15 protein-coding genes are annotated in these 12,909 nt (G+C 35.7%); all 15 read right to left on the reverse strand.

Annotated features, from left to right (window positions below):
* Positions 1 to 67: 67 nt before the first annotated feature.
* Positions 68 to 958, reverse strand: a complete 891-nt coding sequence (gene dprA / locus O1A01_RS15380) for a DNA-processing protein DprA (protein WP_066413406.1) — start codon at positions 956 to 958, stop codon at positions 68 to 70.
* 153 nt (positions 959 to 1,111) lie between these two features.
* Positions 1,112 to 2,014 (reverse strand): succinate--CoA ligase subunit alpha, encoded by a 903-nt coding sequence (gene sucD, locus O1A01_RS15385; protein ID WP_066413415.1) that lies wholly within the window; start codon positions 2,012 to 2,014, stop codon positions 1,112 to 1,114.
* 18 nt (positions 2,015 to 2,032) lie between these two features.
* Positions 2,033 to 3,196, reverse strand: a complete 1,164-nt coding sequence (gene sucC, locus O1A01_RS15390; protein ID WP_066413417.1) for an ADP-forming succinate--CoA ligase subunit beta — start codon at positions 3,194 to 3,196, stop codon at positions 2,033 to 2,035.
* A 213-nt stretch (positions 3,197 to 3,409) separates the two neighbouring features.
* The gene (locus tag O1A01_RS15395; protein WP_066413419.1) at positions 3,410 to 3,694 is read right to left on the reverse strand and encodes an EscU/YscU/HrcU family type III secretion system export apparatus switch protein; all 285 of its coding nucleotides are present in this window, start codon (positions 3,692 to 3,694) and stop codon (positions 3,410 to 3,412) included.
* Entirely contained in the window at positions 3,691 to 4,899 is a 1,209-nt protein-coding gene (locus O1A01_RS15400) for a hypothetical protein (RefSeq protein ID WP_270064459.1), read from the reverse strand. Before O1A01_RS15400 ends, O1A01_RS15395 begins: the two co-directional genes overlap by 4 nt.
* A gap of 14 nt (positions 4,900 to 4,913) precedes the next feature.
* Complete coding sequence (locus O1A01_RS15405) at positions 4,914 to 5,681, reverse strand: ribonuclease HII (protein ID WP_443081788.1); 768 nt, start codon at positions 5,679 to 5,681, stop codon at positions 4,914 to 4,916.
* A 137-nt stretch (positions 5,682 to 5,818) separates the two neighbouring features.
* A complete protein-coding gene (ylqF, locus tag O1A01_RS15410) occupies positions 5,819 to 6,673 on the reverse strand; it encodes a ribosome biogenesis GTPase YlqF (protein WP_066413430.1) in 855 nt (284 codons plus the stop codon).
* Between the two features lie 42 nt (positions 6,674 to 6,715).
* The gene (lepB, locus tag O1A01_RS15415; RefSeq protein ID WP_066413432.1) at positions 6,716 to 7,264 is read right to left on the reverse strand and encodes a signal peptidase I; all 549 of its coding nucleotides are present in this window, start codon (positions 7,262 to 7,264) and stop codon (positions 6,716 to 6,718) included.
* A gap of 283 nt (positions 7,265 to 7,547) precedes the next feature.
* On the reverse strand, positions 7,548 to 7,892 hold the full coding sequence (gene rplS / locus O1A01_RS15420) for a 50S ribosomal protein L19 (protein ID WP_066413433.1): 345 nt from the start codon (positions 7,890 to 7,892) through the stop codon (positions 7,548 to 7,550).
* Positions 7,893 to 8,021: 129 nt separating this feature from the next.
* Complete coding sequence (gene trmD / locus O1A01_RS15425) at positions 8,022 to 8,759, reverse strand: tRNA (guanosine(37)-N1)-methyltransferase TrmD (protein WP_270064460.1); 738 nt, start codon at positions 8,757 to 8,759, stop codon at positions 8,022 to 8,024.
* A 1-nt stretch (position 8,760) separates the two neighbouring features.
* On the reverse strand, positions 8,761 to 9,279 hold the full coding sequence (rimM, locus tag O1A01_RS15430) for a ribosome maturation factor RimM (protein WP_066413437.1): 519 nt from the start codon (positions 9,277 to 9,279) through the stop codon (positions 8,761 to 8,763).
* 717 nt (positions 9,280 to 9,996) lie between these two features.
* Positions 9,997 to 10,227, reverse strand: a complete 231-nt coding sequence (locus O1A01_RS15435) for a KH domain-containing protein (RefSeq protein WP_066417655.1) — start codon at positions 10,225 to 10,227, stop codon at positions 9,997 to 9,999.
* A 15-nt stretch (positions 10,228 to 10,242) separates the two neighbouring features.
* Positions 10,243 to 10,515 carry a 30S ribosomal protein S16 gene (gene rpsP, locus O1A01_RS15440; RefSeq protein ID WP_066417657.1) on the reverse strand — a complete coding sequence of 91 codons (273 nt, stop codon included), beginning with the start codon at positions 10,513 to 10,515 and terminating at the stop codon, positions 10,243 to 10,245.
* A 126-nt stretch (positions 10,516 to 10,641) separates the two neighbouring features.
* Complete coding sequence (gene ffh / locus O1A01_RS15445) at positions 10,642 to 11,988, reverse strand: signal recognition particle protein (protein WP_066417660.1); 1,347 nt, start codon at positions 11,986 to 11,988, stop codon at positions 10,642 to 10,644.
* A gap of 12 nt (positions 11,989 to 12,000) precedes the next feature.
* Positions 12,001 to 12,330: a putative DNA-binding protein gene (locus O1A01_RS15450; RefSeq protein WP_066417665.1), complete on the reverse strand. Its 330-nt coding sequence runs from the start codon at positions 12,328 to 12,330 to the stop codon at positions 12,001 to 12,003.
* Between the last annotated feature and the right edge of the window lie 579 nt (positions 12,331 to 12,909).

Raw genomic sequence — 12,909 nt, forward strand, 5'->3', positions numbered from 1 at the left:
AAAATAGTATCGTCCCCTATAATAATACAAACCTACATATAGTTGTAAAGTAAAATATATAAAATTTCTAAAACTTCTTACTAAATGAAGGAATTTCATTTAAGATATCTTCATAATTTGTTACAAGTTTTGCCCCATGTTGTATTAATTTATTCGTTCCAAATGACGTTTGTTCATAAATAGGACCCGGAACTGCAAAAACCTCTCTTCCCTGTTCCATCGCTTGATCAGCTGTAATAAGCGAACCACTTTTTTCTTTTGCTTCTATTATTAATGTTCCCATAGATAAACCACTAATAATTCTATTTCTTTGTGGAAAATGCCATTTTAACGGTTTTGTTAATGGGGGATATTCAGAAATTAATAAATGTTCGCTACCGATGATTTTAGCTAAACCTTTATTTTTCTCAGGATATATTTGGAGCACACCACTGCCTAACACCGCTATTGTTTTACCACCGTTTTTAATAGCTTCTATATGTACTAACTCATCAATTCCTAGTGCTAACCCACTAATTACATGCCAGTTCTGTAACAATAACGGCTTAACTATAAAAGGAATGACTTTTTTGCCATAAGCGGTCGGGTTGCGTGTTCCGACTACACTTAATAGCTTTTCTGTCTGTAAGAGTTTTATATTTCCTTTACAATATAACACAAATGGGGGATCGAAAATTTGTTTTAATAACGGAGGGTACCTTTTATCACCAATAGTAATAATTAAAATATTTTCTCTTTCATAAACTTTTAATAATGGTAACATATTAAACTCATGTAAATGATGATGAATTTTATCAGCTGTTTTCACAGAAACATTTAGTATTTTGGCTAGTTGTAAAGAACTATACTTTAATAGGTTCACAAGATTTGGGTCATGAAGTAAAAGATTTTTCTTCATTGCCCAAGTAACAGAAGGACAATGGTCCAATAACAATAGACGAAAAGTCCATTTGTTCATCTTTATGCTCCTTTCCTTAGCTTGAATTGATAATTTAAATAGAAGAGTTTGGGGAGACGCGGAGAAATTAAACATAGGTAATTCGTACGTAATATTAAACATGAATAAGAATAGGAATAGTTTTGTAGGACTATTCCTATTCTCGAGATTGTATTAGTGTGTTTTACACTTTTCGTAAAGACCTTGGTCTTTCAATACGTTAATTAACGTTTCACCCATTACAGATGGTGTATCAGCAACTTGAATACCACATTCATTCATAACTCGAATTTTTTCATCTGCTGTTCCTTTTCCACCAGAGATAATCGCACCAGCATGACCCATGCGTTTTCCTGGAGGCGCAGTACGTCCACCAATAAATCCTACAACAGGCTTTGTCATATTTTCTTTTACCCATAGAGCTGCATCTTCTTCTGCAGTCCCACCTATTTCACCTATCATAATGACCGCGTAAGTTTCTGGGTCTTCGTTAAACGCTTTTAAAACATCGATAAAGTTTGTACCGTTTACAGGGTCTCCACCAATACCTACTGCAGTAGTTTGGCCAATGCCAGCTTGTGTTAATTGGTGCACTGCTTCATAAGTAAGAGTACCAGAACGAGATACTACACCAACGTGGCCTTTTTTATGAATATATCCAGGCATAATACCAATTTTACATTCATCAGCAGTAATAACCCCCGGACAGTTCGGTCCTACTAAACGGGTTTTCTTACCTTCCATGTAACGTTTAACTTTTACCATATCCATTACTGGAATATGCTCTGTAATACAGATAGCTAAATCTAATTCTGCATCTACTGCCTCCATAATTGCATCTGCTGCGAATGGAGCTGGAACATAAATTACAGAAGCGTTAGCACCTGTCGCGTTAACTGCATCAGCTACAGTGTTAAAAACAGGAACTCCTTCTACTTCTGTACCACCCTTACCAGGTGTTACTCCACCTACAATTTTAGTTCCGTATTCAAGCATTTGCTTTGTATGGAACAATGCAGTTGAACCTGTAATTCCTTGCACGATTACTTTAGTATCTTTATTTATAAATACACTCATGTATGTCCCCTGCCTTTCTTAGCCTACTTGTGCTACGATTTTTTGTGCTCCATCTGCCATAGATTCAGCTGCTACAATATTCAAACCAGACTCTTTTAAAATTTGTTTTCCTAAATCTACGTTTGTACCTTCTAAACGTACAACTAAAGGTACGCTTAATCCAACTTGTTTAGCAGCTTCTACTACTCCAGTAGCTATAACGTCACACTTCATAATCCCACCAAAGATGTTCACGAAAATACCTTTCACTTTCTCATCAGAAAGGATGATTTTGAAAGCTTCTGTTACTTTCTCAGCAGTTGCACCGCCCCCAACATCTAGGAAGTTAGCAGGGTCTCCACCGTAATGTTTAATAATATCCATTGTTGCCATTGCAAGACCTGCACCGTTTACCATACAACCAATATTTCCATCAAGCGCAATATAACTTAAATCATGCTTGGAAGCTTCGATTTCTTTAGGGTTTTCTTCATCTAAATCACGATATTCTAAAATATCTTTATGACGATATAATGCATTTGCATCAAAGTTTAGCTTCGCATCTAATGCCATAACATTTCCATCCCCAGTTATAACTAACGGGTTAATTTCTGCAATAGAGCAATCCTTTTCGACAAACGCTTGGTATAAGCCCATCATGAATTTAACCGCTTTGCCTACTAACTCTTTAGGGATGTTAATATTAAAAGCAATTCGACGTGCTTGGAAACCAGTTAATCCTACTACAGGATCAACGTATTCCTTAAAGATTTTTTCTGGTGTTTGTTCCGCCACTTCCTCAATTTCAGTTCCACCTTCTTCAGAGGCCATTAGAACTACTTTAGAAGTTTCGCGGTCAAGTACTAAACCGACATAATATTCTTTCTTGATGTCGCAACCTTCTTCTATTAGTAAGCGTTTTACTTCTTTTCCTTCTGGACCTGTTTGATGAGTTACAAGCGTTTTACCTAAGATTTCACTCGCATATTCACGAACTTGCTCTAAACCTTTAGTAGCAACTTTAACTCCACCAGCTTTCCCACGTCCACCTGCGTGGATTTGTGCTTTCACAACACAAACTTCTGTTCCTAACTCTTTTGCAGCTTCTACTGCTTCATCAACAGTAAACGCGACGCGACCATTTGGAACAGCAACCCCGTATTTTCTGAGGATTTCTTTCCCTTGATATTCATGGATATTCATTTCCCATCCTCCAATCTTATGTATGACAAAAATAGACTGCGCTTTCATTTTATAAAATGTACTTGCACTTGTCTACCTTTCTACAAAAATATTATACTATTTTCAAAAAATTATTTCTCCTTTCTACACTTAAAAAATATATTAAGTTAATAAAGGGATATAAAACATGTAACAAATGGAATAAATTCCTCTTGAATTTACATTATTTTAACACTATAGCTTATTTTTTTCGTTTGCATTGTTTAGTTGATATACGAACGCAAAAACCTCTGCAACTACTTCATATAATTCTTCTGGTATAGTATCATTCACTTCTAATTGTGCTAACAGTTCCACTAATGCTTTATCTTCTTGAATAGGAATATTATGTTCTTTGGCAACATTTATAATGTTTTCTGCAATAATACCACTACCTTTTGCCGATACGAACGGCGCCATACTATTTTCATATTTTAAAGCAACGGCTTTCTTTCTATTATTTATCTCTTCTTTTTTCATAATCTAATATCCACTTCATTTTGTAGCGGTGCTAATATTGCTTTTACAAAAACGGTTCTTACTGAATACTCTTCTTCCTCTAAAGGGAGTAGTTTAATCCTACTTAAACGGAAACCTAATTTTGATACATTCCCCTTTAAAATGGGTTTAAGAGCTTCTACTGCCCGTTGAAGGCTTCTAGCATGCTCATTTACAATTGTAATCGAGAGTGTTTGACGGAATACTTGTAAATCGACCATTGTTTGAGATATATTTGGTAAATCTAATAGAAAAAGTATTCTCGTAGATTCAGCATTATCATCTTTTTCACCATTATATTTCGTAAGATGCATATACCAGTCCGTGTATTTACCTTCATTCAAAAAAAGTAAAGGGAACAAATGTTGTTGTATCCCACCTTCTTCTCTAGCGAAGAGTTGGTACCCGTTAATTGTTTGTACTATTGTATTCAACAGACTTTCCGTTTTTTTATTATTAGTTGCGCTCATTAATTCTGTAACGTAAAATTTCAGATTATTCTCTAATAGTTGTTCCGATAGTTTGCTATTTTTTACATTTGCTTCATAATTTAAGCTTTGCAATATATCGTTTATCGATTGTAAAAATATCATAAAATTTTCTTTCGATTGCAATATGGATGGTGTAACAGTTATAGGAGCTAACATTTTTTGGACAGTATGATTTATGTTTAAAGCAGTGCTGCTATTAGCTTCAGAATGAGAAAGTAATGTTTGTACCGACTTTCCTAACCCTTGTAGTAATGGTAGCGACATTATCTCTATTAATTTTTGTGCAGGTATACTATCGCCACGACTATTAACAAAGGTATTGATGGTTGATTTTATATGTAGTTCCTCACTTTTATCACTATTAAAAAATGGAGTGAGCTTTTTCCATAGTATGTTGCTGCTATCCGCTTTTTCAATAGGAAACGAAGGCTGACTAGATTGATCAGCAGTTGGTCTTATCAATTGTAGTGAAAAAACCGTTTCCTTTCCTTTCGTTTGGACGTTGTTATCTAATAGGAAGATATATGATTTTCCCACTTCAATATTGCCCGTCACAGTGGCTACCATTTCTACACCCTTTGAAATAATCGTGTACAGTCCATTTTCTTTATGTAACACCTTCCCATTAAACAGTTGTCCTTGGCTAGTAGCTTGATTGGGATCAATTCGAGATGAAAAGTGTGCATTTATGTGCAACTCTCTTCCTCCTATCAACTAACAATATCTTTAATCGGTGTAAAAGAGCGTCGATGTTCAGCCAAAACACCATGAGCTTCTATTGCTTCAACATGCTCTTTCGTACCATACCCCATATTACTTCGAAAACCGTACTGAGGAAATTTTTCTCCTAATTCAATCATATAGGAATCGCGGGTAACCTTTGCAATGACAGAACTCGCTGCAATTGAAATACTTTTCGAATCCCCTTTAACGATTGATTCTTGTTGTATATTCACATTTAATTTCATTGCATCAATTAGTAAATAATCCGGTTTTATATGAAGTTTGTTAATAGCTTGTATCATAGCTAGTTTCGTAGCTTCGTAAATATTCACTTCATCAATTGTATTTGCATCCACAATACCAATTCCAATGCTAATTGCTTCTGCTTTTATTTTTTCATAAAAAAGTTCTCTTTTCGTTGCTGACAATTTTTTCGAGTCAGTTAATCCTGGTAGATAAAAGTTCTTCGGTAAAATGACAGCCGCCGAAACTACTGGACCAGCAAGTGGGCCTCTCCCCACCTCATCTAAGCCTGCAATATATTGAAAACCTTCTTGAATGAGTTTATTTTCATGAATACTCATTTCTTCAAACTGCTTACGCAATTCATCTTCCTTCTTCTTGTCCATTCGCCATTTTTTAAGCAACGCTTGAACTCCTTTTCTTTCGTCCTTTACTAAAAGTTGAAAGAAAGGGCTATTTTCTGAATTAATTCGGACAAGCTCTTCCTCTACTTGTTTTATAGACATTTTCATAACACTAACTCCTTTCTATATATATCGGTTACTTTTTGTTGGTTTTAAAGAGAACACAGTGAAATTACCCATTATGTAAACAAAGAGTAATATAAAAACGAATAAAGAGGCTGCAAAAAAAATCAGCCTCCTTACTTTTACTCTGTTGGTATTTCAAAAGTTATCTTCCCGAGCTTTAACGTACGAATGTCACGTATGATAATTTCAGTTGTTTTATCGTAATCAATATAACCACCAGACATAATACAACCTCTTTTTTTACCAATTGCATCGAACAATTCTACCACATCTTCAGGAATTTCCTCTAGCCCATATCTTTCATGCAAGCGTGAAGGATAATATTCGGATAAATAGCGCAAAGCATATACTGCTACTTCTTGTAAATTGATAATAGTGTCTTTTATCGCACCAGTAGTAGCTAATCTTAAACCGACTTCTTGATCTTCAAATTTTGGCCAGAGAATTCCTGGAGTATCTAATAACTCTAATTCTTTCCCCACTTTTACCCATTGCTGTGCTTTCGTAACACCAGGCCTATCTCCTGTTTTAGCGATGTTTTTTTTGGCAAGTCGATTAATTAACGTCGATTTACCTACATTTGGAATCCCTACAATTAGCGCTCTAATTGCTCTTGGACGAATTCCTTTTGCTATCATTCGATCCCATTTCTCTTTCAATAATTCTTTTGACAAGGAATGAATTTTGGTTAGCCCTTTTCCTTGATGCGCATCGATTGCGATAGCTTTCGTGTTGTTATTTTGTGAGTTAAAATAATCGAGCCATCTATTAGTTTTTTCCGTATCAGCCATATCAGCTTTATTTAATAATATAATTCTTGGTTTATTTGCAACAATTTCATCTATCATTGGGTTTCGTGATGAAAGGGGAAGTCTAGCATCTACTAATTCATATACGATATCAATTAGCTTCAGCTTTTCTGTTACTTCCCTTCTAGCTTTTGCCATATGCCCTGGAAACCATTGTATTGTCATAATAATTACTCCTTTTACGCTGTAATCTATGGAGTTTCTGTTTTAATCCACTTTTCTAATTTCTTTTAAAGGCCAATAAACGATATTTGTCTTTCCTAGCACCTCTTCTAGCGGTATAGTACCAATATGTCTTCCATCTCGACTATATCTTCTATTATCGCCCAAAACGAATATATGTCCTTCTGGTACTACTTTTGATCCAGTAATTTCTTCAAGAGTAAAGTTTTCTGTTAATAATCCATCTACTCCGTTTTTGTACTCGTCTAAGTAAGGTTCTTCAAACGGTTCGCCATTTATGTATAAAACATCATTTCTGTATTGAACTTCATCTCCTGGTAATCCGATAATTCTTTTTATGTAATCTTTATCTGCCGTTGCATGAAAAACTACGATATCAAATCGATCTGGTTTCCCTATTTTGTAACCGATCTTGTTTACAATCATTCTGTCTTCATTGTGTAAAGTAGGCATCATTGATTCTCCATCTACTACTATCGGTGCAAAAAAGAAATAACGAATGACTGCTGCTAATATAACAGCAATCGCAAGTGCTTTTATCCATTCCCAAAGTTCACTTTTAGCTTTTGCCATATTTGTTCCTCCACTACCTAAGAATCATTTTATCTACTTATAAATATGAAGTTTTTATTGGGCTACTATACATTCGACAAAATATTAATTCTGCTAGTGTATGCAAGCCTTTTTTTGTAGCTTAATCTATTATATACCTTATCATATTTGGATGAAAACTTATAAGAGATGAAATATACCTATTTTCCTATATGCGTATCTATTTCATCATCATTTTATCGGGAGAAACTAAACTTTTATAGTGTAAAAAAAAGAGCTTGATAAGCAAGCTCTTTTTCCTTTATTATCGAATCTCTTTAATACGCGCTTTTTTACCACGTAACTCACGTAAGTAGTAAAGTTTAGCACGACGTACTTTACCGCGACGGATAACTTCTAATTTATCGATTTTTGGTGAATGTACTGGGAATGTACGTTCTACACCTACACCGTAAGAAATTTTACGTACAGTAAATGTTTCGCTAATTCCACCACCACGGCGCTTAATAACAACACCTTCGAAAATCTGAATACGTTCACGAGTACCCTCTACAACTTTAACGTGTACACGTACAGTATCCCCAGACTTAAAAGTAGGAAGGTCTGTTTTAAGTTGAGATTGTGTAATTTCTTGAATAAGTTTTTGCATAGTATTCTTCTCCTTTTCCACAGATGCTCATTCCATTACTATTTTTCATGCAGCGGAACATCGTTTTTAAACATAGCAATAGCTAAGTCACAAAGAATATATTAACATATTTATAAGGAAGATGCAATATTAGTTCTTCTCATTCTCTATCTCTTTTAACCAAATTTTCTGTTGCTCGGATAGTTCATATTTATCTAGTAAGTCTGGTCTTCTTTCAAAAGTTCTTCTTAAAGATTCTTTTGAACGCCACTGTTCAATTTTTTCATGGTTTCCCGAGAGCAACACGTCAGGCACCTTATAACCTTTATATTCAGCAGGTCGTGTATAATGAGGGTGTTCTAGCAACCCAGTACTAAAGGAATCAAGTTCATGTGATGCCTCTTTTCCTAATACACCAGGTAATAGCCTTACGACACTATCAATTACTACCATTGAGGCTAACTCACCACCTGTTAAGACGTAATCACCAATGGATATTTCATCTGTAACAACATGAGATCGAATTCGTTCATCGTAGCCTTCATAATGTCCACATATAAAGATGAGATGGTCTTCTTTTGCGAATTGTTCGGCCTTTTTTTGTGTATATGTTTCACCCTGTGGACACATTAAAATAATGCGTGGCTTTTTTGTTTCTTCCTTCGTTAAATCTTCAATAGCATCAAAAACTGGTTGCGGCTTTAAAACCATTCCCGCTCCTCCACCATATGGATAATCGTCCACGGTTTTATGTTTATTGGAAGAATAGTCTCTAAAATTAATAACACGATATTGTACTGCTTCTTTTTCTGCAGCTTTCTTTAAGATGGATGTTTGGAAGACTGGTTGAAACATTTCTGGAAATAAAGTAAGTACATCTATCTTCATCTTAAAGAAGGCCTTCCAGTGGTAATATTTTCACAATCTTTTCTTCAATGTTAACTTCTTTCACGACTTGTTCGATATATGGAATTAAAATCTCTTTTCCACCTTTTCCTTTAACGACCCAAACATCATTTGCACCAGGTGTTAATATCTCTTTAATAGTACCTAGCTCTTCATTCGATTCTAATGAAATTACTTTGCAACCAATAATTTCGTGAAAATAAAATTCATCCGCTTCCAGTTCTCCTAATTGATCCTCGGGAACTTTAACGATTGAGCCTTTAAATTTTTCTACTTCGTTAACATTATGAAAACCTTCAAATTTCACTAAATCAAACGACTTATGTACTCGACGTGATTCAACTACTACTTCGATCGGTTCTGTTTCATTTGGTAAAAATAAATAAAGTTTATTTCCAACTTCGTAACGTTCGTCGGCAAAGTCCGTTCTTGAAACAATTCTTACTTCACCTTTTATTCCATGTGTGTTTACTAACTTTCCAACATTAAACCATTTTGTCACTTTATTCACCTCTTTATAGAAATAGTATTACCTATGTAAATAGATTTTTGCAAACTAAAAAATTTATGGAAACCATTTGAAATTATTGACTAGGCTACCTTGAATATAGGTTTCTTTAGGAAAAGTAGCATTTCATTATATATAGCATTGATTGTTGTTATACGTTTTAAGGTAGTCCGTTTCACTTCGCTGCAGACACTTGCTTTCCGCGGGGAGATGTCTAGCTTCAGCGGCTAGGTCCGGCTCAAACTTCCTTTTCCTCCGTACGATAAGTCAACATCAGCTCACATTCGTTCGCTGTGTTTCCTTTATCTCCTGCGGAAAAAGTCCAGTTTGATGGGACCTGATCGAGCCGCCTACGCTTTTCGTGGAGTCGAGCCTCCTCGGCTTCGCCTGTGGGGTCTCGACCTTCCCTCTACATCCCGCTGGAGTCAAGTGTCTTCCGCTCCGTTCCACTCTCGGTTCTAAATCTTGAAAGCTCAAACATTGCAGCTTTTATAAACAAGAGCCACCTAATTTTATCATCCATTGTGCAGATTTCACATACATGGATGTCTACCTTTAAATCTAACAAGTAGATGTTGGATAAGTTTAGTATTTTCCATTCACTTTAGACACGTTCAATAGTGAATGAGTTATTAAGCTATATTTTATTGGAAGTATGGAATTCTGTTGTGAGTACAAGCATAGAAAAAGGGAAGCTATTAATAGCCTCCCCTACTCTAAGATCTCTAATTGTACACGTTTTTCATTATGAGAGGCCGCTGCGAATAGAACTGTTCTAATCGCTTTTGCAATTCGACCTTGCTTGCCTATCACTTTCCCTAAATCATCTGGGTGTGTTGTAAGCTGATACAAAACTACATCATCAGTCTCTTGTTTTGTCACACTTACTTGATCTGGATGATCTACCAACGCTGTTACAATCGTTCTAATGAGTTCTGTCATTTTTTCTCCTAAGAATTACTTGCTTAATTTAGCGTTATGGAATTTTTCCATGATTCCTTGATTAGAGAAAAGGTTACGCACTGTATCAGAAGGTTTAGCACCATCTTGTAACCATTTTAAAGCTAATTCTTCATTGATTTTTACTTCAGCTGGTTGAGTAACTGGGTTGTAAGTTCCAACTGTTTCAATGAAACGTCCATCACGAGGAGAACGAGAATCTGCTACTACGATACGATAGAATGGGGATTTTTTGCTACCCATACGTTTTAAACGAATTTTTACTGCCATTTTATATAGCACCTCCGAAAATATTTCACACAAGATAGTATGATAACAATTAGTTAAAAGTTTGTAAAGTGTTTTTTCTTGTCAGTTGAAAATATAGAGTAAAAATAAATGATTTCAGAAAAGTTTTTACATGAATGGAAGCTTAAATCCACCCTTTTTTCCTTTTCCTTTCGACATATTTGTCATTTGTTTCATCATCTTTTTCATATCTTCAAACTGTTTCAGTAGTCTGTTTACTTCTTGAATTGGACGACCACTACCTTTAGCAATCCGCTTTTTACGACTAGCATTAATGAGATCAGGATTGTCTCTTTCTGCTCTTGTCATTGACTGAATGATAGCCTCTACATGCGCAATTTGCTTATCGTCCACTTGAACATCTTTTAGGCCTTTAATTTTATTAGCTCCAGGCAACATGCCTAGAATTTCATTTAAAGGTCCCATTTTTTTCACTTGACCGAGTTGGTCTAAAAAGTCATCGAACGTAAAGTTCATCGTTTTAAGCTTTTGTTCGAGTTCTTTCGCTTTCTCTTGGTCAACATTATCTTGAGCCTTTTCAATTAAGGATAAAACATCCCCCATCCCAAGAATTCGAGAAGCCATGCGCTCAGGGTGGAAGGCTTCGATTGCATCTAGCTTTTCACCAAGACCGACAAACTTTATCGGGGTATTCGTTACTGCCTTAACAGAAAGTGCGGCACCACCACGAGTGTCTCCATCTAACTTTGTTAATACAACGCCTGTTAATCCTAATTGTTCATTAAAGCTTTGAGCTACATTTACTGCATCTTGACCTGTCATCGCGTCTACAACAAGGAATATTTCGTCGGGTTGAGAAATTTCCTTTACTTGTTTAAGCTCGTCCATTAATGCTTCATCTACATGTAATCGCCCAGCCGTGTCAATTAGAACGTAATCATGATGGTCTTCTTTTGCCTTTTGAATAGCTTGTTTAGCTATTTCAACTGGACTAACTTGATCACCGAGTGAAAACACAGGCATACTCAATTGTTTCCCTAATGTTTCAAGCTGTTTTATCGCAGCTGGTCGGTAAATATCAGCGGCTACAAGTAATGGTTTCCTATTGTTTTTCTTACGTAATAGGTTTGCTAATTTCCCTGTAGTTGTTGTTTTACCAGCACCTTGTAATCCAACCATCATAATAACAGTTGGTGGTCGATTACTTACTGCAATTTTACTTTGCTCTCCACCCATTAAGTTTGTAAGTTCTTCTTTTACAACTTTAATGACTTGCTGTCCAGGAGTTAAACTTTTCATTACCTCTTGACCTACAGCACGTTCACTTACTCGTTTAACGAAGTCCTTTACAACTTTGAAGTTTACATCCGCTTCAAGGAGTGCTAAACGAACTTCACGCATCATTTCTTTCACGTCTTGTTCGGTTACCTTTCCTTTACCACGAATTTTCTGAATCGTGTTTTGCAAACGGTCGGCCAAACCTTCAAATGCCATGTATGCCGCCCCCTAATCTAATTTCTCCAGCGCCTCTAACACTAATAGTAATTCTTCTTTAGATGATTCACTATTTATAGATACTTTAAGTTGCGTTAACAACTTTTGACGCTCTTGAAACTTTTGAAATAACAAAAGCTTTTCTTCATACTGCTCAAGCATTTGCTCGGTACGTTTGATGTTATCGTACACTGCTTGACGACTAATATTATATTCCTCTGCTATCTCACCAAGGGAGTAATCGTCTAAATAATATAACGACATATAATTTTTTTGCTTTGGTGTTAACAACGATTGATAAAAATCATAAAGATAATTGATTCTCGTTGTTTTTTCAAGCATTTTTGCTCACTCCCCTTGTTAAGTGAAATGCCTTTACAAGCAATTATTTTACATACTATTGTTACTGATGTCAAGTTTTTTTCTTGTCATTATGTAAAATGGTGTTTTTTCAATATGAAACCGCAGATGCTTTGCCTTGATTCCAACATAAATATCACTGCTACGATACTTAAAGGTCAATACCGAAAATAGACTGGTTGTTTTAAGTTAACCCGTTTCACTTTCCTACAGGTACTCGCTTTCCGGGGGGAGAAACGGGAGCCTCCTCGGGCTGCGCCCTGCGGGGTCTCCCGATTCCTCTTCTTCCCGCTGGAGTCTCGCACCTTCCGCTACGTTCCATTCACGGTTCTAAATATTGAAAACAACTTAGCAATCCTACACCAAACCAGCAACTTTCATTACATGGTACATGGTCCACATGCATAAGTATATGCTTTGAAAATTGATGTTTTGAGTAAAATATAGAATAAAACAATTTGCTGTATACTACTAATGGAATTTTAGTGATCCATAGTAAGATTACTTACAAAAAAAGTCCCAAATGTCAGTCTCTACTGACTTTTGGGACAACGTCTTTTT

It is taken from the genome of Sutcliffiella sp. NC1, assembly GCF_027594365.1.
GTDB lineage: Bacteria > Bacillota > Bacilli > Bacillales > Bacillaceae_I > Sutcliffiella > Sutcliffiella cohnii.